This window comes from Micromonospora terminaliae (assembly GCF_009671205.1).
In the GTDB taxonomy this organism is placed as follows: Bacteria; Actinomycetota; Actinomycetes; order Mycobacteriales; family Micromonosporaceae; genus Micromonospora; species Micromonospora terminaliae.
Window position 1 is genome coordinate 869,864 of record NZ_CP045309.1, and the last position, 24,229, is coordinate 894,092.

Annotated in this window: 18 protein-coding genes; 7 read left to right on the plus strand and 11 right to left on the minus strand. The window is 74.3% G+C overall.

What is annotated here, in order from left to right; translation table 11 throughout:
- Positions 1–28: 28 nt before the first annotated feature.
- Complete coding sequence (gene wecB, locus GCE86_RS03935) at positions 29–1,117, minus strand: non-hydrolyzing UDP-N-acetylglucosamine 2-epimerase (RefSeq protein ID WP_154225647.1); 1,089 nt, start codon at positions 1,115–1,117, stop codon at positions 29–31.
- Between the two features lie 238 nt (positions 1,118–1,355).
- Here wecB and GCE86_RS03940 point away from each other — a divergent pair, with 238 nt between their 5' ends.
- Entirely contained in the window at positions 1,356–2,834 is a 1,479-nt protein-coding gene (locus tag GCE86_RS03940; protein WP_154225648.1) for a glycosyltransferase family 39 protein, read from the plus strand.
- 61 nt (positions 2,835–2,895) lie between these two features.
- The gene (locus GCE86_RS03945; RefSeq protein WP_154225649.1) at positions 2,896–4,764 is read left to right on the plus strand and encodes a DUF6311 domain-containing protein; all 1,869 of its coding nucleotides are present in this window, start codon (positions 2,896–2,898) and stop codon (positions 4,762–4,764) included.
- A gap of 30 nt (positions 4,765–4,794) precedes the next feature.
- Here GCE86_RS03945 and GCE86_RS03950 read toward each other — a convergent pair whose 3' ends face one another.
- Positions 4,795–5,970 (minus strand): hypothetical protein, encoded by a 1,176-nt coding sequence (locus tag GCE86_RS03950; protein WP_154225650.1) that lies wholly within the window; start codon positions 5,968–5,970, stop codon positions 4,795–4,797.
- Between the two features lie 331 nt (positions 5,971–6,301).
- On the opposite strand from GCE86_RS03950, the gene GCE86_RS03955 reads away from it, so the two are divergent.
- The gene (locus tag GCE86_RS03955; RefSeq protein WP_154225651.1) at positions 6,302–7,864 is read left to right on the plus strand and encodes a glycosyltransferase family 2 protein; all 1,563 of its coding nucleotides are present in this window, start codon (positions 6,302–6,304) and stop codon (positions 7,862–7,864) included.
- Between the two features lie 4 nt (positions 7,865–7,868).
- Positions 7,869–9,152: a nucleotide sugar dehydrogenase gene (locus GCE86_RS03960; RefSeq protein ID WP_154225652.1), complete on the plus strand. Its 1,284-nt coding sequence runs from the start codon at positions 7,869–7,871 to the stop codon at positions 9,150–9,152.
- Between the two features lie 102 nt (positions 9,153–9,254).
- Here the strand turns inward: GCE86_RS03960 and GCE86_RS03965 are convergent, their stop codons facing one another.
- Entirely contained in the window at positions 9,255–9,797 is a 543-nt protein-coding gene (locus GCE86_RS03965; RefSeq protein ID WP_154225653.1) for an acyltransferase, read from the minus strand.
- Between the two features lie 153 nt (positions 9,798–9,950).
- Positions 9,951–10,289: a DUF952 domain-containing protein gene (locus tag GCE86_RS03970; protein WP_154225654.1), complete on the minus strand. Its 339-nt coding sequence runs from the start codon at positions 10,287–10,289 to the stop codon at positions 9,951–9,953.
- A gap of 99 nt (positions 10,290–10,388) precedes the next feature.
- On the opposite strand from GCE86_RS03970, the gene GCE86_RS03975 reads away from it, so the two are divergent.
- Positions 10,389–11,045: a response regulator transcription factor gene (locus tag GCE86_RS03975; RefSeq protein ID WP_154225655.1), complete on the plus strand. Its 657-nt coding sequence runs from the start codon at positions 10,389–10,391 to the stop codon at positions 11,043–11,045.
- Between the two features lie 10 nt (positions 11,046–11,055).
- Complete coding sequence (locus GCE86_RS03980; protein ID WP_154225656.1) at positions 11,056–12,510, plus strand: sensor histidine kinase; 1,455 nt, start codon at positions 11,056–11,058, stop codon at positions 12,508–12,510.
- 7 nt (positions 12,511–12,517) lie between these two features.
- Here GCE86_RS03980 and GCE86_RS03985 read toward each other — a convergent pair whose 3' ends face one another.
- From GCE86_RS03985 to GCE86_RS04000, 4 genes are all read right to left on the minus strand, one after another.
- Positions 12,518–13,468, minus strand: coding sequence for a TAXI family TRAP transporter solute-binding subunit (locus GCE86_RS03985; protein ID WP_154225657.1), 951 nt, complete (start codon positions 13,466–13,468; stop codon positions 12,518–12,520).
- 120 nt (positions 13,469–13,588) lie between these two features.
- Positions 13,589–14,257 carry a hypothetical protein gene (locus GCE86_RS03990; protein ID WP_154225658.1) on the minus strand — a complete coding sequence of 223 codons (669 nt, stop codon included), beginning with the start codon at positions 14,255–14,257 and terminating at the stop codon, positions 13,589–13,591.
- A gap of 107 nt (positions 14,258–14,364) precedes the next feature.
- Positions 14,365–15,162, minus strand: coding sequence for a peroxide stress protein YaaA (yaaA, locus tag GCE86_RS03995; protein ID WP_154225659.1), 798 nt, complete (start codon positions 15,160–15,162; stop codon positions 14,365–14,367).
- 22 nt (positions 15,163–15,184) lie between these two features.
- Entirely contained in the window at positions 15,185–16,795 is a 1,611-nt protein-coding gene (locus GCE86_RS04000) for a hypothetical protein (protein WP_154225660.1), read from the minus strand.
- Between the two features lie 118 nt (positions 16,796–16,913).
- Between GCE86_RS04000 and GCE86_RS04005 the strand changes: the two genes are divergently transcribed.
- Positions 16,914–17,954: an App1 family protein gene (locus GCE86_RS04005; RefSeq protein ID WP_244317173.1), complete on the plus strand. Its 1,041-nt coding sequence runs from the start codon at positions 16,914–16,916 to the stop codon at positions 17,952–17,954.
- 174 nt (positions 17,955–18,128) lie between these two features.
- On the opposite strand, the gene GCE86_RS31780 is transcribed toward GCE86_RS04005, so the two are convergent.
- The 3 genes from GCE86_RS31780 to GCE86_RS04020 all read right to left on the minus strand — a co-directional run bounded on the left by GCE86_RS31780 (position 18,129) and on the right by GCE86_RS04020 (position 24,197).
- The gene (locus GCE86_RS31780; protein WP_204343062.1) at positions 18,129–19,643 is read right to left on the minus strand and encodes a hypothetical protein; all 1,515 of its coding nucleotides are present in this window, start codon (positions 19,641–19,643) and stop codon (positions 18,129–18,131) included.
- A gap of 361 nt (positions 19,644–20,004) precedes the next feature.
- Complete coding sequence (gene glgB, locus GCE86_RS04015) at positions 20,005–22,107, minus strand: 1,4-alpha-glucan branching protein GlgB (protein WP_154225662.1); 2,103 nt, start codon at positions 22,105–22,107, stop codon at positions 20,005–20,007.
- Positions 22,095–24,197: an alpha-1,4-glucan--maltose-1-phosphate maltosyltransferase gene (locus GCE86_RS04020; RefSeq protein WP_154225663.1), complete on the minus strand. Its 2,103-nt coding sequence runs from the start codon at positions 24,195–24,197 to the stop codon at positions 22,095–22,097. Before GCE86_RS04020 ends, glgB begins: the two co-directional genes overlap by 13 nt.
- Positions 24,198–24,229 lie beyond the last annotated feature (32 nt).

Genomic DNA, 24,229 nt, shown 5'->3' on the forward strand with positions numbered 1-24,229 from the left:
GGCCGCCCGGCCACCCGGAGACCCGTGCTCACCGGACGTGTTCGGCCAGGACCCGCACGACGTTCTGAGCCGCCCGGCCGTCACCGTACGGGTTGCCCCGTCCCGCCGCCGGCCGGCTGCGGGTGGCCACCTCGGCCCAGGCGGAGCGACCGAGCGCGGCCGGGTCCGGCACGAGCCGGTTCCAGTCGTCGGCCAGGGTCTCCACCCACTCCGTCTCCGGCCGCAGCGTGGTGCAGGGCCGGTCCAGAAGGTAGGCCTCCTTCTGCAGCCCGCCGGAGTCGGTGACCACACCGACGGAGCCGAGCACCGCGGCGACCATCCCGGCGTAGGGCAACGGCCGGCCCACGTGCAGGGCCCCACCACCCAGCTTGATGCCGTGCTCCTCGGCCTTGGCCAGCAGCCGGGGGTGCGCCAGCAGCGCGACCGGCACGGGCAGTTCGGCGAGCGCGGACACCAGGGCGCCGAGCCGCCGCGGGTCGTCGGTGTTCTCCGCGCGGTGCAGCGTCGCCAGCAGGTAGGGGGCGTCCGGGTCGATGCCCTCCGGCAGCTGCGGGCGGGGCTGGCCGCCGGCGCGCACGGCGTCGCGCACGCGGAGGCAGACGTCGACCATCACGTCGCCGACCAGGACGACGCGCTCCGCCAGCCCCTCCGTGGCCAGGTGGCGCACGGCCTCCTCGGTCGGCGCGAGCAGCAGGTCGGCGCAGTGGTCGGTGAGCACCCGGTTGTGCTCCTCCGGCATCCGCCGGTTGAACGAGCGCAGCCCGGCCTCGAGGTGGGCGACCGGCAGGTGCATCTTCACCGCGGAGAGCGCACCGGCCAGGGTCGAGTTGGTGTCGCCGTAGACCAGCACCCAGTCCGGCCGCTCGGCAGCCAGCACCGGGTCGAGCGCGGCCAGGGTCCGGCCGGTCTGCACGCCGTGGCTGCCCGAGCCGATGCCCAGGTGGACGTCCGGGTCCGGGATGCCCAGGCCGGAGAAGAAGACGTCGGAGAGGTCCGCGTCGTAGTGCTGACCCGTGTGCACGATCACGTGCTCGTGGTCCGTGGCGGCGAACGCCGCGGCGATCGGGGCGAGTTTGACCAGCTGCGGCCGGGCGCCGACGATGCTGACGACCTTCATGTGGCTGATTCCTCCGATTGTCCTGTCCGCGGTCGGCGTGGATGTCCGTCTCGCCGGATTGAGGGCGACCCAGGCTAACATCGCCCACCTGTGACCGGGCCCGCGCCGACGCTCTCCGAGCCGACGGGACATGCGGACGCCGCCGGGCTGGTCACGTCCCCCCGCGCCGAGCGGGGTCGCCTAGAGTGTGCCTCGGTCCTGACCGGTGGCGGCTCAGCCTGCGAGCTAGGGAGTCTACGTGAACGAAGCACCCCGCGACGATCCGGCGGGCAGCGGCGGGGGCGTCGACGTGGCGACCGCCGTGGCCGACGACCCGGCGCCCGGGGCGGCTGAGCCGACGTCGACGCCGACGGTGCGGTGGCGGTACTGGCCGGTGGTCGCCATGGTGCTCACGGGTGCGGCGCTGTACGGCTTCTGGCACCTGAGCAAGGTGCTGCCGCCGATCGGCTACGGCTACTTCGCCCGTCCCCCCCTCTACGGGATCATGATCCCCGTCTGGGACCGGCTGGCGCTCACCGTGATCCCCGCGGCGGTGCTGCTGGCCGGCGTGGGCTGGATGATCACCTCCTGGCGGCGGGTGCCGACCTGGCTGGCGCTCACGCTCGTGGTGCTCGCCGGAGCCGTCACCGCGACCACGGTCAACCTGGTGCGCGGCGACGCCGGTGATCTCACCCGGGGCATCGACACCGGTCCGAAGTCGCCCTATTACACGTCCGACCTGCACCTGGTCTACGAGTACGGGCTGCGGGGTTTCGTCGAGCGGCACGCCGAGCTCACCGACCGGTTCCACTCGTACAGTTCGCGGACCCACCCCGCGGGCGTGTTCGTCTTCCTCTACCTGCTGTTCCGGGTCCTCGGCGCGTCGCACGAGCTCCGGATCGCCGCGGTCATCGCCGTCGTCGCCCTCACCTCGGCGGTCTCCGCCTGGCTGATCGGCCGGACCCTGGGCGGCGAACGGGCCGGCCGGATCGGCGCGGTGCTGTTCGCCGCGGCTCCCGGGCCGCTGATGCTCGCGTACAGCAACCTCGACACCGTGTACGCGGTGCCGATGTCGCTGAGCGCGGCGCTGTTCGTGCTGGCCGCTCAGCGGCGGTCGGTACGGGTGGCCGCGGTCGCGGGTGCGGTGCTCGGCGTCGGCACCCTGCTGACCTTCGCCACCTCGTTCATCGTGCTCGCCACGGCCGTCGCCCTGGTGATCCAGGTGGGCTGGCGCACCGCTGTCCGCCTGCTGGCCGCCGCGGCAGGCGGCGGGGTGGCGGTGCTGCTGCTGGCCTGGCTGACGCTCGGGTTCGACATCCTCGCCTCCTACCAGGTTTCGCCCTCGTCGTCGTCCAACAACTACCGCTGGTACTGGCTGCTGGGGAACCCGGCGGCCCTGCTGATGTACGCCGGGGTCCCCCTGGCCGCCCTCGGGGTCTACGCGCTGTTCCGCCGGGTGCCGGGGGCCGGACGGCCGCTGCTGGTGACGGTGCTCGTGCTCGGCCTGCTCGTCTGGGCGGCCCTGCCGCCCGAGGTGACCAAGCTGCGCCAGGGCGAGATCGAGCGGACCTGGGCCTTCCTCTACCCGATGATCGCGGGCTGTGCCGGGCTGGTGGTGGATCGGTGGACCGCCGGGTTCGACCGGCGCTGGCTGCGCGGCGCTGTCGTCGCCGCGCTGGTGCTCGTGTCGGTCGGTCAGGCGGTCCTGCTCCAGGGCCTCTACGACAACATCTTCTGATCCGCCGGCCGGCGCCGGGTGGACGGGGCCGGCCGGCCCGGGTTTCGTAGACTCTTGCGCCATGACCACGTCCGGGCCCGAGACCCGAACCCACGACGGCGCTCCCGCCGACGCCGACGCCAGGCAGGCGCCGGTGGACTCCGGCGACAGCGGAACCGCGGAGCAGTCGGCCGGGGCGCCGGGGGCCGGCACGCCGGCCCGGTGGTGGCGGCGGGTTCCCGTCGACCTCGTGGTCGCCGCGGTGTTCCTGGCCGGTGCCCTCCTGGTGACGGCGCGCGGCTGGCGGGACGTCGACGGCCGGCTCCTCGGCACGCGCCCGGACGACCAGGGCTTCAACGAGTGGATGCTGGCGTACGCCGCCCACGCGGTCAGCCACCTGGAGAACCCGTTCTTCACGACGCTGCAGAACGCGCCCGACGGCGTCAACCTGATGACCAACGTCGGCATGCAGCTCCCGGGGCTGGTGCTCACCCCGTTCACCCTGCTCTTCGGGGCCTCCTTCTCCTACCTGCTCCTCATCACCCTCAACCTGGCCGGCACCGGCTACGCCTGGTACCACGTGCTCTCCCGGCACGTCGTGCGCTCCCGCCTCGCCGCGTTCGTCGGAGGCGTGTTCTGCGCTTTCGCGCCGGCCCTCGTGTCGCACAGCAACGGGCATCCGCACATCACGGCCCAGTGGCTGGTCCCGTTCATCGGGTGGCGGGTGCTCGTGCTCGCCCGGCACGGCCGCGTGGTGCGGGACGGTCTGCTCCTCGGTGTGCTGATCGCCGCCCAGTTCTTCGTCAGCCTGGAGATCCTCTTCCTGCTCGCGCTCTGCTGCCTGATGGTCGTCGTCGCCCACCTCGTCGTCGAGCCGCGCGTGGCGCTGCGCCGTGCCGGCCGCCTGGCCGGCGGCCTGGCGGTCGCCGGATCCGTCGTCGCGGTCGCGGCCGCCTACCCGCTCTGGATGCAGTTCGCCGGTCCGCAGCACCGGGTGGGCCACCCCGGTGCCGCGGACGTCTACGCGCTGAAGCTCGGCTCCTACGTTCGCTACGCGACGGAGTCGATCGCCGGCAGCCCGACCAGCGCCAGCGGCTGGGGGCCGAACACCACCGAGCAGGCCAGCTTCTACGGCTGGTCGTTGCTGGTGGTCGCGCTCGCCGCGGCGTGGTGGCTGCGCCGGGAGGTGACCGTCCGGGTGCTCGCCCTGGTCGCCGTGTTCTGCGGGCTGCTGTCCATCGGCACCACCTGGACGTGGGGCACCGAACGGACCCGCATTCCGGCGCCGTTCGCGCTGGTGGAGCACCTGCCGGTCTTCGACTCGGTGGTGGTGGCCCGCTTCGCGCTGATCACCACCGGCGCGATCGGCGTGCTGCTCGCCCTCGCGGGGGACCGGCTCGTCGCGCGGAGCAGGGCGGGGCAGCCGGGGGACCGCCTGCTCCTCCGCCTCGCCGGCGTGGCGACGGTGGCCGCGCTGCTGCCGATCCTGCCCACTCCGCTGGCGGCACAGGGGCGTCAGCCGGTGCCGCACTTCGTCACCGGAGGCGCGTGGCGGGATCACGTCGCGCCCGGCCGTACCCTGGTGCCGGTTCCGGTGGTCAACATGACCTCGGTCTACTGGAGTTCGGCGGCGCTCGCCGGGTTCGCGGTCCCGCAGGGCTACTTCCTCGCTCCGGTCTCGAAGACGGACGCGACCGGCCGCTGGGGGGTCGAGCCGCAGCCGACCGCGAAGCTGCTCACCGAGGTGGCCGCGGGCCGGCGCGGCGCTGCGGTCACGCCGGCCGAGATCGCCCAGGCCCGCGCCGACGCCCGGTACTGGCGGGCGGACGCCGTGGCGCTGCCGGCACACCGCCGGCAGGCCGAGCTCCGGTCGGTGCTCGACGCGCTGTACGGCCCGGGCCGGCGGGTGGACGACGTCTGGCTCTGGGACGTGCGGCCGTTCAGCCGCTGAGCCGCCCGGGGCCGGGCGGCCGCGGCGCGCTCACGGGGAGCGGTTCCAGATCATCAGGACGTACCCGCCGAAGTAGGCGGAGAGGATGGTCAGGGTCGCCAGGACGGTGATCGCCCGCGCCCGGCCCGCCCGGGCCAGCGCGACCGCGACCGGCAGCAGCAGCGGGAAGGCGGGCAGCAGGAAGCGGGCCTTGGCGTGGTAGTAGCCGGCGGCGCCGAGCGTCGTGGCCAGGACCAGCCCGCTGTACAGCAGGAGCTGCCACGGCTGCCGGTCGATCAGGCTGATCACGAACAACGCCACGGCCACCAGCACCACCAGGGTCACCACGTACATGGCCAGCGCGGACGGATGCGCGAGGACCCGCTGGCCCACCCGCACCGTGTCCACGCCCAGGTCGAACGTGGTGCCCCAGCCGGCGTCCTGGATGTGGAACCACCCGTCCGGGCGCCCGGTGCGCCAGCCGACCCAGGCGAGGTAGCCGACCCAGCCCGCCGGGGCGAGCAGCAGCGCCGCCCAGGGCCGCCAGCCGTCCCGGCGCTTCAGCACCGCGATCAACGCGGCGAGACCGACCGCCGCGACCAGTGCCGAGCCGGTCGGCCGGGTGAGACCGGCGCACAGGCAGAGCAGCCCCGCGGTGATCCAGTTGGCGCGCAGCAGGGCGTAGAGGGACCACGCCGCGAAGGCGGTGAAGATCCCCTCGCTGTAGCTCATCGACTGGACGATGCTGTGCGGCAGCGCACCCCAGAGCACGGCGAGCAGGATGCCGACCCGCCGGTCGTACACGTGTTCGCCGACGGCGAACAGGCCCCAGGCGGCGGCGAGCGCCCCGACGGCGGCGACGGCCAGGGCCGTGTTGCGGGCCCCGAGCGGGGTCAGCGGTTCGAGCGCCCCGACCAGGTGGGGGTAGAGCGGGAAGAACGCCATGTTGCTCTGCGTGCGCTCGAACGCGTCGTAGCCGTGCTCGGCGATACCCAGGTACCACCTGCCGTCGGATTCGGTCAGCAGGCTGCCGGGCCGCTCGCCGACGTTGCGGGCCCAGACGTAGAGGGTGACCAGCCCGACCAGTCGGACGACCACGTAGCCCGCGAGCGCGGGCAGGGCCGACCGGAAGGCGGCGGCCAGCCGGGCCGAGGCGGTGGCGCGGGCGGGCCGGTCCGCGGTCGCCGACTCCGGCGGCCGGTGCTCCTCGCTCGTCAGCAGCGTCATCTCCGAGTCCTGTCCGCGTGGTGTCCGCCGTGCCCTGACCGGCCCGGCTTCGGCGGCTGGCCTGCGGTGACGTGGAGCGGGTCACGCTCAGGAGCCGCAGGCAGGGTAGCAATGGCCGCGACGCGGCCCGGAACACCCAGTGGTGGAGACTTCCGGCGGCCCGGTTGTCGTAGACTCGCTCGGGTCCGCGGGTGCGGTGCTGGTTGACACGGAGACGGACGGGCATGGGTTCTGACAGCACGATCGCGGCGGCAGGCCTGCGGGCGGGCGACCCGGGGCGGGGCGACGCCATGATCGGCTCCGGGCCACGGCCGCGGAAGGCGGCAGGCCGGTGACGCAGCCGGACGTGACCGTCGTCATCGCGGTCTACAACACCATGCCGGATCTCACCACCTGCCTCGAATCCCTCGTCAACCAGACGATCGGGCACGACCGGCTCGAGATCGTTGCGGTGGACGACGGTTCGACCGACGGCAGCGGCGCCGAGCTGGACCGCTTCGCCGCGGCCCACCCCGATGTGATCAAGGTCCGGCACCAGGACAACTCCGGCGGTCCGGCGGCGCCCAGCAACCGGGCGCTGGAGCTCGCCACCGGGCGGTACGTGTTCTTCATCGGCGCCGACGACCACCTCGGCCCGGAGGCGCTGGAGCGGATGGTGGCGGCCGCCGACCGGTGGGGCTCGGACGTGGTGCTCGGCCGGATGGTGGGTGTCAACAAGCGGTACGTGCACCAGGAGATCTTCGAGCGGACCCGGTCCGACGTCGACCTGTTCACCTCGGCGCTGCCGTTCGCCCTGTCCAACACCAAGCTCTTCCGGCGCGAGCTGGTGGAGCGGCACAACCTGCGGTTCCCGGAGGACATGGCGGTCGGCAGCGATCAGCCGTTCACGCTGGAGGCGTGCTTCCGGGCCGGCCGCATCTCCGTGCTCGCCGACTACGACTACTACTACGCGGTCAAGCGGCTCAACGCCGGCAACATCACCTACCGCAGCGACCACCTGGCCCGCCTGGACTGCGCCGAGCGCGTCGTCCGGTTCGTCGCCGGGCTGATCGAGCCGGGGGAGCGGCGCGACGCGGTGCTCCGGCGACACTTCGCGTGGGAGCTCACCAAGCTGTTCCGGTCCGACTACCTCGAGCTCGAACCCGACGCCCAGGAGCAGATCCGCGGCCGCGTCGGCAAGCTCGTCCGGGAGCACCTGACCGATCGCATCCGCGACGGGCTCGAGATCGCGGCGCGGGTGCGGCTCGGCACCGCCGCGTACGGGCGGCGGGCGGACCTCCTGGCCATCATCGGGCAGGACCCGAAGGACGGGCTCCCGCCCACGGTGGTCAAGGATCAGCACTGGTACGCGGCCTACCCGGGCTTCGGTGATCCGGAGTCGGGTGTCGCCGACGAGTGGTTCGAGCTGGACACCTCCGCGACGCGGTGGCTCGCCAGGCTGGACGCGGTGTCGGTACGCTGGGTCACCGGAGCCGACGGTGATCGGGGGATCCAGGTCTTCGCCCGGAGCCCCCGCTCCGACCTCGCCGAACTGGTCGGCGGTGACCTCTCCGTGTTCGTGGGTGACGTGGAGGCCGCTGTGCGGCCGTTGCCGCCGGACCCGATGGGCACGACCGTGGACGCCACGTTCCGGGTCCAGGACCTGGTGGCCGCGCTGGGCCCGGCCGGGGGTACCCGGGCGGTCCGTGCCCGGGTGGCCGGTGGTCCCGGCACCCCGCTACGAGGCCCGCGGCCGGCGACGGTGCAGCGGGTACTGCACCGCGACGGTGGCCAGTTCCATCTCGTCACCGTCACCAACAACCACAGAGGTCAACTGGCGTTCACCGTCTCGCCGGTGACGCTGCGCCGCGTGGTGGCCCGCCTTCGCCGCCGGCTTCCCCTAGGAGGAAAGTAGTTTCATGAACATCTGCGTCGTCGCGCTCGGCAAGATCGGTCTGCCGCTCGCCGTGCAGTTCGCCTCGAAGGGGCACCGGGTGATCGGTGCCGACGTCTCCGAGCGGGTCGTCCAGTTGGTCAACGACGGTGCCGTGCCGTTCCCCGGCGAGGCCGACCTGGACGTCAAGCTCAAGGAGGCGGTCGCCGCCGGGCTGCTGTCGGCCACCACCGACACCGCCGCCGCGGTGGCCGAGTCCGAGGCCGTCGTCGTGGTCGTCCCGCTCTTCGTGGACGCCGAGGGCGTGCCGGACTTCGGCTGGATGGACGACGCCACCCGGGCCATCGCGCGCGGCCTCAAGCCGGGCACCCTGGTCAGCTACGAGACCACCCTGCCGGTCGGCACCACCCGCAACCGCTGGGCCCCCATGCTGGAGGAGGGCTCCGGCCTCACCGCCGGCACGGATTTCCACCTGGTGTTCAGCCCGGAGCGGGTGCTCACCGGCCGGGTCTTCGCCGACCTGCGCCGCTACCCGAAGCTGGTCGGCGGCATCGACGAGGCGTCGGCCGAGCACGGCGTGCGCTTCTACGAGGCGGTGCTCGACTTCGACGAGCGGGCCGACCTCGACCGCCCGAACGGCGTCTGGGACCTCGGCTCGGCCGAGGCGTCCGAGCTGGCCAAGCTCGCCGAGACGACCTACCGCGACGTCAACATCGGCCTGGCGAACCAGTTCGCCCGCTTCGCCGACACCGTGGGCGTCGACGTCACCAAGGTCATCGAGGCCTGCAACACCCAGCCGTACAGCCACATCCACTCGCCCGGCATCGCCGTGGGCGGCCACTGCATCCCGATCTACCCGCGGATGTACCTGTGGAACGACCCGGCCGCCACCGTGGTCCGCTCGGCCCGCGAGGCCAACGCCGCCATGCCGGACTACGCCGTCGACCTGCTCGCGGCCGCGTACGGGGACCTGACCGGGGTGGGCGTGCTGGTGCTGGGCGCGGCCTACCGGGGCGGCGTCAAGGAGACCGCGTTCTCCGGCGTGTTCCCGACCGTCGAGGCGCTGCGCGCGCGGGGCGCCGTTCCGTACGTCTCCGACCCCATGTACACCAACGAGGAACTGGCCGCGCACGGCCTGCCCGGTTACGAGGGCGAGCCGGTCGGCGCCGCGGTCATCCAGGCCGACCACGCCGAGTACCGCAACCTCACCCCGGCCGACCTGCCGGGCGTGACGGTGCTGGTCGACGGCCGCCGGGTCACCGACCCCGCGCGCTGGACCGGCGTCCGCCGGGTGGTCATCGGCGGCTGACCCGACCGTCCCCGCTCACGGGCCCCGGCCGTTCCGACGGCCGGGGCCCGCTGCGTCGCGCCGCCCGGCCCGGCCGTGCGGCTGGCCGGCCCCGCCGCGTGCTCAGCCCTGGTGCGGCGGGTTGTCGACGTCCCGGGAGACGACCTCGCCCTTCTCGTCGACCCAGCCCTTGGGCCGGGCCGGGTTGCCGGCCACCAGCTGGTACGGCTTGACGTCCTTCGTGACCACGGAGCCGGCGGCGATCATCGCGTACTCGCCCACCTCGATGCCGCAGACCAGGGTGGCGTTGGCGCCGATCGAGGCGCCCCGGCGGACCATGGTCGGGGTGATGGTCCAGTCCGGGTTCTGGGCGCGCGGGCGGAAGTCGTTGGTGAACACCGCGCAGGGGCCGACGAAGACCTCGTCCTCGATGGTCACGCCCTGGTAGACCGACACGTTGTTCTGGATCTTCACCCGGTCGCCGACGGTGACGTGCGCGTCGACGTACACGTTCCGGCCGATCACGCAGCCGGCGCCGACGTGCGCGCTCGACCGGATGTGGGCCAGGTGCCAGACCTTGGTGCCGTCGCCGACCTCGGCGCCGGGCTCCACGTCGGCCGTCGGGTGGACGAAGACGGAGGCGGACCGGTCGTTGGTGTCAGTCATGTCAACTCGCATCGTCGCAGGGCGCGTCGTCGCGCCGTCGGTGCCGGACGGCCGCGCCGGCGGACCGCCGCGCGCGCCCGGGCCGGGCCAGGACCACCCGGCCGCACCGGGCTCCCGGAGCCGGCGCGCGGGCCCGACGAGCATAGCGAGCCGTCAGGCCACGAGCTCGGCCACCGCGTCGGCGGCGGGTCGGTCGGCGGGCAGCGGGTGCGCGGCCACCACCGCGTCCACCGGGAGCGCCGCGTAGAGGTGCGGGAAGAGCGCGCCGCCGCGGGACTCCTCCCACCGCAGCGCGTCGCCGAGCCGCGTCTCGTCCACCGCCAGCACGGTGAGGCCGGTGGCCCCGCCGAAGAACCGGCGCGCCGTCTCCACCACCTGGGCCGCCGCGGACAGGTGGATGTAGCCGTCCTGGCGGTCCATGGCGGTGCCGGTGAACCGCCCGGCCGCCCGCGCCTGCTCCCACTCGCTGTCGGCCAGAATCTTGTAGATCACCACCGCAGCCTAGAGGCCCGACCCGCCACCGCCCTCCCGTACCGCCGCCCCGTCTGCCACCATTCGCAGGGCAGCACGTCGAACGGTTGGAGGCACGGGGTGCGGATCCTCCTGGTCGAGGACGATCGGCGGGTGGCCGCCGCCCTGTCGTCCGCGCTCACCCGGCGCGGGTACGAGGTGGAGCACGCCGCCACCGTCGGGGCCGCGTTGTCCGCCGCGCCCTGCGACCTGGTGCTGCTCGATCTGACCCTGCCGGACGGCGACGGCACCGACCTGTGCCGGGAGCTGCGCCGGCGCAGCAGCCAGCTCGGCATCATCGCGGTGACCGCCCGGGGCGAGGAACGCGACCGGGTGCTCGGGCTGCGGCTCGGCGCCGACGACTACGTGGTCAAGCCGTTCTCGATGGTGGAACTGCAGGCGCGGATCGAGGCGGTGTTGCGCCGGGCCGCCCACACCGCGCCGGAGCGCACCCTCATCGAGGCCGGCGCCGTCCGCATCGACGTGGGCGGCCGGACGGTCACGGTGGCCGGCCGGCCCGTGCCGCTCACCCGCAAGGAGTTCGACATCCTGGTCTCCCTGGCCCGCCAGCCCGGGGTCGCCGTGCCGCGGGACCGGATCCTGCTCGACGTCTGGGGCACCACCTGGGCGGACCGGCACACCGTGGAGGTGCACGTGGGCTCGCTGCGCGGCAAGCTCGGCGACCCGACGCTGGTGGAGACCGTCCGCGGGGTCGGCTACCGGCTCCGCGGCGAGTGAGGGGCCCGCTGTGCGCCGCCGACTGGTGATCAGCTACCTGCTGCTGATGGTGCTCGTGCTGCTCGCCCTGGAGACCCCGCTCGCGGCCACCCTGGCCACCCGGGAGACCGAGCGGGTCCGTGCCGACCGGCTCGCCGACGCCACCCGGTTCGCGTCGCTGGCCGGCCCCGCGCTGCGCGGCGGCACCCCGGGCCCGCTGGACGCGGAACTGGCCGCCTACGACGACCTCTACGGCATCGGCGCGGCGGTCGTGGACCGGGACCGCCGGACCGTGGTCGCCTCGACGCGCTGGCAGGTCGGCGCGGTCACCGACCTGGCGCTGGACACCGCGCTGGCCGGGCAGCAGTTCAGCCTGCCGGACGCGGTCCGCCCCTGGGTGGACGGGCCGGTCGTGGTGGCGGTCCCGATCAACGACGGCGGCGAGGTGCTCGGCGCCGTGGTCACCACCACCCCGGCTGCCAAGGTGCGCCGCACCGTCACGGCCTGGTGGCTGCTGCTCGCGGGCATCGGCCTGCTCGTGGTGCTGGCCTGCGTCCTCACCGCGTTCGGGCTGGCCGGCTGGGTGCTGCGCCCGGTCACCGAGCTGGACGCGGTCACCCACGAGATCGCCGGGGGACACCGGCGGGCCCGGGTCCGTCCCCGGCTCGGCCCGCCCGAACTGCGCCGGCTGGCCACCAGCTTCAACGACATGGCCGACGCGGTCTCCGACGTGATGGACCGGCAGCGGGCGTTCGTCGCGCACGCCAGCCACCAGCTGCGCAACCCGCTGACCGCGCTGCGGCTGCGCGTGGAGGAGCTGGGGCCGAGCCTCACCGACCCCGACGGCCGGGCCGAGCACCGGCTCGCGCTGGAGGAGACCGACCGCCTGGCCACCGTGCTCGACGCGCTGCTGACCCTGGCCCGGGCCGAGCGGGAGGAGAACCAGCGGGTCACCGTGGACGCCGCCGGGATCGCCGCCTCCCGGGTCGCCGCGTGGCTGCCGCTGGCCCGGCACCGGTCGGTCACCCTCGCGCTCCACGGCACCGGCACCCCCGCGTACGCCCGGACCGTGCCGACCGCCATCGACCAGGCGCTCGACGCGCTGATCGACAACGCGGTCAAGTTCAGCGGCGCCGGGGGAGCGGTCACGGTGACCGTACGGGCGGCCGACGGCGGGGTCACGCTGGAGGTGCGGGACACCGGCCCCGGCATGACGGCCAGCCAGCTCGACCAGGCCACCGAGCGGTTCTGGCGGGCACCGGACGTGCAGAACGTGGACGGCGCCGGGCTCGGCCTGACCATCGTGGCCGTGCTGGTCGACGCCTCCGACGGCCGGCTGACCATGCGCCAGGGCGAGCCGCGCGGGCTGGTCGCCGAGCTGTGGTTCCCGGCCCCGGACGACGAGCTGCCCGAGCCGGACGAGCCCGGTCCGGCGCTCGGGGACGACCCGGCCGAACCGGTCGGCTCCGAGGCCGGCCGCCGCTGAGCACGCCTCAGGGCTTGGTGGCCCGGTACCAGTCGGCCGCGCCGGGGTGCAGCGGCAGCGGGGTGGTGACGATCGCGGCCCGGGGACTCATCCGGCCGGCGGCCGGATGCGCGGCGGCTAGTTCCTCCCGGCGGTCCATGAGCAGCCGGGTCACCTCGCGTACCAGCGCCGCCGGCAGGTCGGCGCGGGCGATCAGGTAGTTCGGGTTCGCCACCGTGCTGACCGGTTCCGCCCGGTAGACCGAGCGGGGGATGTCCCGGGTGACGTAGACCTGCCCGTACGCGCGGCGCAGCGGCTCGGTCCAGTCGCCCAGCTCGACCATCCGCACCGAGGTGCTGCCGGCCAGCTCCGCGACACCGCGCACCGGCAGGCCGCCGGAGAAGAAGAAGGCGTCGATCCGGCCGGCGCGCAGGGCCGCCACCGAGTCGTCCAGGCCGAGGTGCTCCTGGCGTACCTGACCGCCGAGCTGGGCCACGGCCAGCAGCCGCTGGGCGGTGACCTCGGTGCCGGAGCCGTTCGCGCCCACCGACACCCGCCGGCCCCGCAGGTCGGCGAGGGTGCGCACCGGGCCGCCGGCCGTGGTGACCAGGTGCAGCAGGTCGTCGTAGACGCGGGCCACGGCCAGCACCGCGGGGTGCTCCGGCGCGTGGGGCGGCAGCACGTCGGCCTGGGTGAAGCCCAGCTCCGCCTCGCCCGAGCCGACCAGCCGGACGTTCTGCGCGGACGCCGCGGTCACCACCACGCTGGCCTGCACGCCGGGCAGCTCGCGGTTGAGCAGGGCGGCCAGCGACTGGCCGAAGGCGTGGTAGACCGCCGTGGGGCTACCGGTGGCGATCCGGATCCGCACCGGCTCGCGGGGCTCGTCCCGGCATCCGGCCAGGCCGGCCACGAGCAGCAGGAGGAGCGCCAGCGGGGCCGCGGTCCGGCGCCGGCCGCGCACAGACCAGTGTCGGCTCACGGGCTGCACTCTGCGCCGGGAGGCACCCGCCGCGCAAGCCCGGCCGCGCACCGCGGCGCCCGGAGCCGCCCCCGCGGTGCAGCCGGGGGCCGGGCCGGGTGACGCCGCGGGCGGGTGGGGTCAGCAGGCGGCCGCCGGGGCCAGCGCCGCGCTCTCGGTGATCCGCGCCCGGTGCGGGCCGTTGGCCACGCTCACCAGGAAGCAGCCCGAGCCGGGCCTGAGCACGGCCGGGACGTCCAGCAGCGCCGCACTCCGGACCAGCACGGCGGCCAGGTCCCGGTCGGCCAGGCGGATGCCGAGGCTGTGCCGGCGCACGTGCCGCCCGCCGGCCAGCAGCGCCGCCCGCCACGCCGCGGCGGCCAGCCGGGGCCGCCACACCCGGCGGGCCGTGGAGGCGCCGGGGAAGGGCCCGCCGAGCAGCTCGCGGCGCCCCTGCCGCCAGCCGGCCTCCAGCAGCGCCGCGTACGCCGACCGGTGCTCCCGGGGCACCGACAGCCGGTGCAGCTCGTACCGGCGGCGCAGCCCGCCCGTGGTCAGCTCGTGCTCCACCGGCACGTCCAGCCGCTCCAGCAGCTGCCGCATCCGGTGCGCCGTGTCCTGGCGATTGAACTCCGCGACCCCGCCCCGGTAGGTCCCGGCGTCGCCCCGACGGGCGTCGGTGGCCGGCGGCGGGGTGCAGCGCAGCAGGCAGGCGACCTCGAAGGCGTCGGCCAGGGTGAGCCAGTCCAGCGGCGGGGGCGGTGTCGACCGGCGGGGCCGGTCGAGCAGGGTGGCGGACTCGGGGGCCATCGGAACAGCTCCTTGGTCGGTGGCGGGGCTCCCTAACCGTGACCCCGGCGTCTACGCCGCGAAACCGCTGCGCCCGAGCCTTGAGCAAAATTTGCGGCAACCGGCGCTCAGAGTTCGGTGACCACCACGTCGAGCTGCCGGGGCCGGCCGGCGACCCGCGGCTGTTCCTCGACCGCGTACTTCAGCTCGCGCAGCGCCCCGACGAGCGCGTCGGCGGTGCGCGGGCGAGCGCCGGCGGTGAGCAGGTCGCGGACCAGCCGGCCCTTGGTGGCCTTGTTGAAGTGGCTGACCACCGACCGGGTCGGCACCCCGTCGACCTCCCGCTCGTGCAGCACCCGCACCGTCACGGTGCGCTCGGCCACCGTCCCGCGCGGCGCCCACGTGGCCGCGTACGCGCCGGAACGCAGGTCCAGCACCGGGCCGGTTCCGGCGGCCGTCGCCATGGCGGACGCCAGCGACCGGCGCCAGTACGCGCCCAGCGCCCCGATCCCCGGCAGCCGCGCCCCGATCGGGCAGCGGTAGGGCGGGATCCGGTCGGTGAGGCGTACCGCGCCCCAGAGGCCCGAGCTGACCAGCACCGAGCGGCGGGCCAGCCGCTCCGCCGCCGGCGGCAGCGTGGCCAGGTCGAGGGCCTCGTAGAGCACCCCGGTGTAGATCCGGCCGGCCGGCGCCGTGGCCGCCGCCCGCAGCCGCGCGTTGCGCCGCAGCTCGCCGCGCTGCCCCTCGCTCAGGCCCAGCGCGTGCCGGGCCGCCGCCTCGTCCGGGCCGGCGCACAGGTCGACGAGGGCGGCCAGCACCGCCTCCCGGGCCGGGTTCAGCTCCGGCAGCGAGAGCTTCGACAGGTCCAGCCGCCGGCCCGTGCCGGCCTCGGCCTTCCCCTCCGACGGGGGCAGCAGGATGAGCATCGGCACAGCGTACGGCGCGGGTTCAGCGCCACGGCCGCACGGCGGCCTCCGGGTGGTACACCCGATAGCCGCCGACCTCGGCCACCACCGCCGCGTCGGCCCGGTCGCCGAGCAGCCGGCGCAGCCCGCGCTCCGCCGACGAGCCGACGGCCACCACGTACCCGGGCCGGGCCGCCCGCCCCACCCGCTTCCAGTACGCCGGGTAGCGGTTCTGGCCGGGGCTCAGGTCGCCGTCGAGCACCGCGCAGACCACCGCCTCACCGGTGTTGAAGATCAACCGGTTGCAGGTCCAGTAGTCCCCGTACACCTCGCGCAGGCCGGCCCGGCGCACCGCGTCGGCCAGCTCCCGGGCCTGGCGCTCCTCGGCCCGCAGCGCCGGGGCGTCCGCCACGAACGCCACCGTGCCGGCCAGCGTGGCGGCCACCAGCGCGGCCAGCACCAGCGCGGCCAGCACACCGCCCGCCCGGGCCACCCCGCCCGCCGTGGCCCGCACCGCGCGCGCGGCGGCCCGCCAGAGCGGCCAGAGCACCACCGGCAGCGAGATCTGGAGCACCGACAGGTACCGCGCGTTGCCCAGCGGGTCGGTCGCGGCGAGCGGGCTGCGCACGTACGCCAGCAGGGTCAACGCCGCACCGACGACCAGGGCGAGGATCGCCACGGCCCGGACCCGCGCGGCCGGGTCGGTGGCCCGGCGGAGCGCGACCAGCCCGAGCACGGTGGCGGCCACCAGCAGCGCCGGGTAGAGCAGCCCGAACCACTGGGCCCAGCGGGCGCAGCCGTCCATGGGGCAGAGGCCGGAGGCCAGTGGCACCCCCTCCAGCAGCCCGCCGTGCAGCCGCTCCGACAGCGACGGCGTCGCCCCCTCCTTGGTACTGATCTCCCGGAACACCGACAGCGAGTCCTGCCCGTCCGGCGCGACCAGGTTGTCCTTGACAACCGGCGCGACCCCGACCAGGAAGCCCGCCACCAGCAGCACCCCCGGCCAGCCCACCAGGTCCCGCGGCGCGGCCCAGACCAGCACCAGCCCGGCCACCGCGAGGTAGGGCACGATCAACCAGTCCGACCAGAGCGCCAGCCCGGCCAGCAGCCCGAACAGGCCGGTGGCCAGCCAGCGGTGCCGGACCCGGCGCTCGCCGAGGGCGACCGCGATCAGCAGCATGGCCAGCACCGCCGGCTTCACCTCCGGCCGGCCGCCGACCACGGTGAGCTGGTCGCGGACGACCCGTTCGGAGCCGAGCGCCAGCAGGCCCACCACGAGGGTGGCCAGCCAGGGCGAGAAGAGCCGGCGGGTCAACCGGTACGCCAGCCACAGGAAGACCGCGAACAGCACCAGCAACGGCAGCCGCAGCAGCGGCCAGCTCGCTCCCGCCCAGCCCACCAGCGGGGCCGCCAGGTAGGACTCCAGCACGCCCATGTAGCGCTGGCCGTAGAGGAAGACCGGCCGCTCATGCCCGCCGGCGATGTGCAGGGCCGCCAGCCCGAAGGTCGCCTCGTCGCTGTTCGAGGTGGGCAGGGTGAGCAGGGTCAACACCAGCCGGTAGCCGACCCCGGCCGCGCCGAGCACCAGCGCCACCAGCGCCGGCCGGTCCAGCGCCGGACGCCACCGTCCCGGGTCCCGCTCTGGTGTCGACACGACCAACGCCCCCGTCGTCGCCTCGACCGCAGTCTGACACGGGGGCGCCGGGCGGCGGGGTGGATCGGCCCAGACCACTCGCGTGGCCGGACGGCGCGGGTTGTGGCAGGGTGACAGCGTGCCACCCACACCACCGGACCAACTGGCCGTGCCGCAGCTGCACCACGCCGCGCGGATCGAGGACGCGCTGCACAACCTGGTGGCGCGGCGGCTGCGGCGCACCGGGTGGCAGATCAACATCGTCGCGTACGCCGGGTACGGCGCCCCGGGCTGGGCGCGGGTGCTCGGCCGCGTGCTGCTCGGCCGCCCGGACACCCGGCAGCGCGGCCGGCTGGAGAAGGTCCGGGGCTGGCGCAGCTTCACCACGCTGCCCGCCAAGCACGCGAAGGTCACCATCGAGGCCGGCGGCGTCAGCCAGGAGGCGACCGCCGACCGCAGCGGATTCGTGGACGCCGTCATCAAGGCCGACTTCACCCCGGGCTGGGGCTGCGTACGCCTCAGCGTGCCCGACGCCGAGCCGGTGGAGGCTTTGGTCCGCATCCTCGACCCGGAGGTCCGCTTCGGCATCCTCTCCGACATCGACGACACGGTCATGGTGACCGCGCTGCCCCGGCCCCTGCTCGCCGCGTGGAACACCTTCGTCCTCGACGAGCACGCCCGGGCCGCCGTCCCCGGCATGGCGGTGCTGTACGAGCGCCTGGTCACCGCCCACCCCGGCGCCCCGGTCTTCTACCTCTCCACCGGCGCCTGGAACGTCGCGCCCACGCTGACCCGGTTCCTGTCCCGGCATCTCTACCCGGCCGGCCCGCTGCTGCTCACCGACTGGGGGCCGACCGCCGACCGTTGGTTCCGCAGCGGCCGGGAGCACAAGCGGGCCACGCTGGCCCGGCTGGCCCGGGAGTTTCCCGACGTCCGCTGGCTGCTCATCGGCGACGACGGGCAGCACGACCAGGAGATCTACCGCGAGTTCGCCGCCGCCCACCCGGACAACGTGGCCGGGGTGGCGATCCGCCGGCTCTCGCCCACCCAGTCGGTGCTCGCCGGCAGCCTGCCCACGCCCGCGGGGCGCCCCTCCGCCGGCCCGGTGGGCCAGAAGTGGCTGGCCGCCCCGGACGGTGCCGGCCTCTGGAAACTCCTCCGCGAAGCCGGCCTGGTCTGACCCTCCCGCCCGCCCTCCCCGCCTCCGCCTGGTCTCCCGCCGCCTGGCGGCCCGCCGCCTGGCCTGCACCGTCGATCATGAAGTTGGCGGCGAAGATGATCTCCTTCAGTGCCGCCAACTTCATGATCGATCGGGGATGACGGGGTTTGTCGCCGCTCGTCGGTTGGTTGAGGGCTAGTTGGTGGTGGTTTCGGTCGTGCCTTCCTTGGCCGGGTCGGCGGTCATGTCGGGTGCTTTCGAGCCGCTCTGCTGGCCGCTGTCAGAGCTCCCGGCTCCGGCGTCCTGGCCGGGGTCGCCCGGGGCGCAGCCCGGCACGCTCGGGTCGGCCACCATGTACGCCTGGCCCTGATTCCGGCCCGCCTGGTTCATTCCCTGCTTCTGGCCGGCCTGGCCCTTGCCCTGGCCTTGGCCCCTACCCTTGCCTTGGTTGCCCTGACCCATGCCCTGGCCCTGGCCGGCCTGGTTCATGCCCTGGCCCTGAGCCGCCTCGTCCACGCCCGAGCCGGCGTCCTGTCCACCGCCCGCCTGGTCGGCGTCCTGGCCCTGACCCATGCCCTGGCCCTTCCCCTGGCCCTGGCCGGCGTTCTGGCCCTGGCCGCGCTGCTTGGCCGCGGCCTGGCGGGCGGCACGGATCTGCTGGACGATCGCCCGGAGCTGCTGGATGCGCGCTCGGACCTGCTGAATCCGTTGGGCGATCTGCTTCCCGGCGGCTGCATCCTGCTGTTCGTCCGCGGCCTGACCGCCGTTCTGCTGCCCGGCGGCCGCCTGCTCGTCCTGCTGCTCGGCCGCGCCCTGCTGATCGGCTGTTGCGCCGGCGTCGCCGCTCTGCTGGCCCGCGCTGTCCTCGCCGACGCCCTGCTCGTCGCCCGCCTCCTGGCCGGCCTGCTCGTCGCCTGCCTGCTGGCCGCCTGCCTGCTCGTCGCCTGCCTGCTGGCCATCGCCTGCCTGCTGGTCGCCGTCGGCCTGCTGGGCCGCCTGCACGATGGCGGCGATCTGCTCCAGCAGGCCGCCGATCGCGTTGATGATGTTGGCAGCCCGATCCGCCCCACTCGCCGCGCCGCCCGCGTTGCCGGCGTCACGGGCGTTGCCAGCGCCGCCCGCGTTGTCGGCGTCACCGGCGTTGCCAGCGCTGCCCGCGTTGCCGGCGTCACCGGCGTTGCCAGCGCTGCCCGCATCGTCGGCGGCACCTCCGGGTGCCCCGGCTGCGCCCCCAGGCGCCTGGGTTCCGTCGGCCGCAGCTCCGGCCTTCCCGGCCTGTGCGTCCTGGGCGCCCTGCACGATTCCGCGGACGCCGCCGAAGAGGCTCGCGAGCCGTTTCACCCGCGCCTCGGTCACCCGCGGGTCGACGAGCTGGCCGGAGCGCTCGCCCCGCATCTGTCCGGTGACCGCCCAGGCCCGGTCGAGCTGGGTGGCCATCGCCTGCTCCCACGGCACCTCGGGGCACGCCGCCCCGGCCACCTCGACCGTGCCGGTGCAGCCGGCCGCGGCCCGGCGTTGCTGGATGAGGTCGACCACGGCCTGCCGGTTGGCGATCCGGGCCGCCGAGTTGGCGTCCGGGTTCTGGCGCTGACCGGCGATGAAGGTCAGGTTGTTGCGCAGGGCGGTGTCCAGGCCCTGGCAGTTCTCGGCGGCCTGGCCGGTGCCGGTCGCGACCGCGAACGCCGCCCCGGCCGTCATCGCCAGCGCCACGCCGCCCGCGATCTTCCGGTTCCGGGAGCTGGTCGCCGTTCCTCGCCGCCTGGTTGTGCCTCTGCTCCACGCCATCGAAGGTCCTCCGCCTCGTCCGTCGGGTGTCCGGCATCCGTCCAGCGGTACGGCCGAACCGCCCCGCCCGTTCAGGCGCGCACAGCTGTCACCCCGATTTCTCGACGCAGCGTCATCCTTGAGTGACGGCCGGTCGACGCCAGCTCGCGGGAGGTGGCGGTATCCACGCCGCGCTGATGCCGCCAGCCCGTCGAGCTGGAGTCGATCACGCGACGTGGGTCAAGCGGGGCGGGCCAAGCGACGTGGGTCAAGCGGGCCGGGCCAAGCGACGCGGGCCAAGCGGGGGTCAGGCGGGGCGGAGCCAGAGGACGCCCAGCGGCGGCACGCGCAGCGCCGCCGACGCCGGCATCCCGTGCCACGGCACGCTCTCCGCCTGCACCGACCCGAGGTTGCCCACCCCGGACCCGCCGTAGTGGTGGGCGTCGGTGTTGAGCAGCTCGGTCCACGTGCCACCGGCGGGCAGGCCGACCCGGTAGCCCTCCAGCGGCAGCGCGGAGAAGTTGGCCACGCAGACCAGGGTCTGGCCGTCGGGGGCGATCCGGATGAACGAGACGGCGTTGTGGGCGACGTCGTCCCCGGCGATCCAGCGGAAGCCGGCGGGGTCGGTGTCCTGTGCCCAGAGCGCCGGGGTCTCCCGGTAGACCCGGTTCAGGTCGCCGACGAGGCGTTGCACGCCGGCCCGCGCCGGGTCGTGCAGCAGGTACCAGTCGAGGCCGCGCTCCTCGCTCCACTCGCGGTCGTCGGCGAGTTCGCAGCCCATGAAGAGCAGCTGCTTGCCGGGGTGCGCCCACATGTACGCGAGCAGCGCCCGCACGTTCGCCAGGCGCTGCCACGTGTCGCCGGGCATCTTGCCGGTGAGGGAGCCCTTGCCGTGCACCACCTCGTCGTGGCTGATCGGCAGCACGTAGTTCTCGCTCCAGGCGTACGCCAGGGAGAAGGTGAGCTGATGGTGGTGGTGCTGCCGGTAGATCGGGTCCTTGGAGGTGTAGAGCAGGGTGTCGTGCATCCAGCCCATGTTCCACTTGAAGCCGAAGCCCAGCCCGCCCTCGGCGGTCGGGCGGGTGACGCCCGGCCAGGCCGTGGACTCCTCGGCGACCATCACGACACCGGGGTGGTGCTTGTAGACGGTGGCGTTGACCTCTTGGAGCAGCGCGATGGCCTCCAGGTTCTCCCGGCCGCCGTGCACGTTGGGCGCCCACTGGCCCTCCTGCCGGGAGTAGTCCAGGTAGAGCATCGAGGCGACCGCGTCGACCCGCAGGCCGTCGACGTGGAACTCGTCCAGCCAGTAGAGGGCGTTGGCGACCAGGAAGTTGCGCACCTCGCGGCGGCCGAAGTCGAAGACGTACGTGCCCCAGTCGGGGTGCTCGCCGCGGCGCGGGTCGGGGTGCTCGTAGAGCGGGGTGCCGTCGAAGCGGGCCAGGGCCCACTCGTCCTTGGGGAAGTGCGCCGGCACCCAGTCGAGGATCACCCCGATGCCGGTCTGGTGCAGCCGGTCGACCAGGTGGCGGAACTCGTCGGGGTCGCCGAACCGGGCCGTGGGGGCGTAGTAGCCGGTGACCTGGTAGCCCCAGGAACCGCCGAACGGGTGCTCCATGACGGGCAGGAACTCGACGTGGGTGAAGCCCAGTTCGGTGACGTACGCGGTGAGCTGTTCGGCGAGTTCCCGGTAGCCGAGGCCGGGACGCCACGAGCCGAGGTGCACCTCGTACACGCTCATGGGCTCCTGGTGCGGCTGCCGGCGCGAACGGCGGGTGAGCCAGCCGGCGTCGCCCCAGGCGTACCGGGAATGGTGCACCACCGAGGCGGTGGCCGGCGGCACCTCGGTGCGGGCGGCGAGCGGGTCGGCCTTGTCCCGCCAGTGCCCGTCGGCCCCGAGGATGCGGTACTTGTACCGGCTGCCGACGGCGGCGCCCGGCACGAAGATCTCCCACACGCCGCTGGAGCCGAGCGAGCGCATCGGCCAGCCGTCGTCGGGACCCCAGCCGGTGAAGTCGCCGACCACCCGCACACCGCGTGCGTTGGGCGCCCAGACGGTGAACGCGACGCCCTCGTCGAAGACCCGGGCGCCGAGCGCCTCCCAGAGCCGCTCGTGTCGGCCCTCGCCGATCAGGTGCAGGTCGAGCTGGCCCAGGGTGGGCGGGTAGCGGTAGGGGTCGTCGTGCACCGTGCCGTCGACCTCGACCCGGTAGTCGAGCACCTCGCCGGGTAGCACGGCCTCGAAGACGCCCGCGTCGTGCACCCGCTTCATGGGGTGCCGTTCGTCGCCGGCGAGCACCGTCACGTCGGCCGCGCCCCGGCGCAGGGTACGGATGGTGGTGCGCCCCCCGGCGGGGTGCGCGCCGAGCGTGGCGTGCGGGTCGTGCGCCTGGCCGGCGATCAGCTGCTCCATCGTGCGTCGTCCTTCGCGGCCGGTGCGGTCGGGGCGGTGCCGCCGGAGAGGTCGGCGGGTACGTCTTCGACGGTCAGGCCGGCCGCCGCGGGCGCCGGCGGCGCGGGCTCGGGCTGGGCCGGCGGGGCGGGCCGGCGCACCGTGAACACGTGCGCGGGTTGCAGGTACGGGTCGAGCCGCACCGCGTTGCGCTGCCCCCAGTCGTAGTCGGTGCCGGTCAGCTCGTCGTGGACGGTGAACCGCTCGTGCCAGTCGAAGCCGAGCGCTGGCATGTCCAGCGTGGTGTTGCCCCACTGCACGGCCCGGGAGTCGAACGAGCACACCACGATCACCGTGTTGCCGGTGTCCGGGTCGTGTTTGGACCAGCAGAGCAGGGCCGGGTTGTCGATGTCGTGGAAGCGCAGGTTGCGCAGCCGGTGCAGGGCGGGGTTCTCCCGGCGGACCCGGTTGAGGGTGGCGATGAACGGGGCGAGCGACCGGCCGTGCTCCTGCGCGCCGGCCCAGTCCCGGGGGCGCAGCTCGTACTTCTCGTTGTCCAGGTACTCCTCGGCGCCGGGGCGGGCGACGTGCTCGAAGAGCTCGTAGCCGGCGTAGATGCCCCAGGAGGGGGAGAGCAGCGCGGCCAGCACCGCCCGGATCTTGAACATCGGCGGGCCGCCGTGCTGGAGCGACTCGTGCAGGATGTCCGGCGTGTTGGGCCAGAAGTTGGGTCGCATGTAGTCGGCCGCCGCGACCAGCTCCGCGCAGTACTCCCGCATCTCGGCCGCCGACGTGCGCCAGGTGAAATAGGTGTACGACTGGGTGAAGCCGATCTTCCCGAGGCCGTGCATGATCGCCGGGCGGGTGAACGCCTCGGCGAGGAACAGCACGTCCGGGTCGACCTTCTTGACCTCCCAGATGAGCCAGTGCCAGAAGTCGAACGGCTTCGTGTGCGGGTTGTCGACCCGGAAGATCCGGATGCCCTCGCCGACCCAGTGCAGCACCACCCGCAGGATCTCCGCCCGGATGCCCTCCGGGTCGTTGTCGAAGTTCAGCGGGTAGATGTCCTGGTACTTCTTCGGCGGGTTCTCCGCGTACGCGATGCTGCCGTCGGCCCGGGTGGTGAACCACTCCGGGTGCTCGGTCACCCACGGGTGGTCCGGGGCGCACTGCAACGCCAGGTCCATGGCCAATTCCAGGCCCTGCTCGGCGGCCGCCGCGATGAAGTCGCGGAAGTCCTCCGGCGTACCCAGGTCGGGGTGGATGGCGTCGTGGCCGCCCTCGGCCGCGCCGATCGCCCACGGCGAGCCCACGTCGTCGGGCCCGGCGGTGAGCGCGTTGTTGGGGCCCTTGCGGTTGACCCGGCCGATGGGGTGGATCGGCGGCAGGTAGAGCACGTCGAAGCCCATGGCGGCGACGCCGGGCAGGCGCTCCAGGGCGGTGACGAAGGTGCCGGACCGGGCGGGCGCGTCGACGGTGGCCGGGATCGCGCCCTCGGAGCGGGGGAAGAACTCGTACCAGGCGGAGAAGAGCGCCCGCGGCCGGTCGACCCAGAGGATGTGCTCGTCGCCGGTAGTGACCAGCTCGCGAACCGGGTGGTCCCAGAGCAGGGGGGCCAGGTCGAGCGCCGGGCCGACCCGGCGGGGCAGCTCCTCGTCGTCGTCGCGCAGCGCGGCGACCGCGGCCCGCACCCGGTCCAGGTCGTCCTTCGGCACGAGGTCGAGGGCGGCTTCGAGGACCCGGGCGCCCTCGGCCAGGTCGTTGGCCAGCTCGGCCGGGCCCTGGCCGGCGGCGACCTTCTTGGTGACGGCGTTCTGCCAGGTCAGGTACGGGTCCTGGAACGCCTCCACGGTGAACCGCCAGGTGCCGACCGCGTCGGGGCGGATGGTGGCGTGCCAGCGGTCCTGGCCGGGTTCGCCGGGGCGCATCCGGGTGAAGGGGCGGGCGGCGCCGTCCGGGCCGAGCCAGACGACGTTGCAGCCGAGCGCGTCGTGGCCCTCGCGGTAGGCGCGGGCCGACACGGGCACGATCTCGCCGACCACCGCCTTGGCCGGGTAGCGACCGCAGGCGACGACGGGGGAGACGTCTTCGATCGGGAACCGTCCAGTCACCGGTTCAACCTACTGCCCGAGATCGCTTCGCG

Excerpts from the sequence above, each read along its gene's own strand:
- GCE86_RS03950 (WP_154225650.1), bottom strand. The coding sequence starts at position 5,970 with ATGACGCTGCTGACGAGCGAGGAGCACCGGCCGCCGGAGTCGGCGACC.
- wecB (WP_154225647.1), bottom strand. The coding sequence starts at position 1,117 with ATGAAGGTCGTCAGCATCGTCGGCGCCCGGCCGCAGCTGGTCAAACTC.
- GCE86_RS03945 (WP_154225649.1), top strand. The coding sequence starts at position 2,896 with ATGACCACGTCCGGGCCCGAGACCCGAACCCACGACGGCGCTCCCGCC.
- glgB (WP_154225662.1), bottom strand. The coding sequence starts at position 22,107 with ATGGAGCAGCTGATCGCCGGCCAGGCGCACGACCCGCACGCCACGCTC.
- GCE86_RS03965 (WP_154225653.1), bottom strand. The coding sequence starts at position 9,797 with ATGACTGACACCAACGACCGGTCCGCCTCCGTCTTCGTCCACCCGACG.
- GCE86_RS03960 (WP_154225652.1), top strand. The coding sequence starts at position 7,869 with ATGAACATCTGCGTCGTCGCGCTCGGCAAGATCGGTCTGCCGCTCGCC.
- yaaA (WP_154225659.1), bottom strand. The coding sequence starts at position 15,162 with ATGCTCATCCTGCTGCCCCCGTCGGAGGGGAAGGCCGAGGCCGGCACG.
- GCE86_RS03990 (WP_154225658.1), bottom strand. The coding sequence starts at position 14,257 with ATGGCCCCCGAGTCCGCCACCCTGCTCGACCGGCCCCGCCGGTCGACA.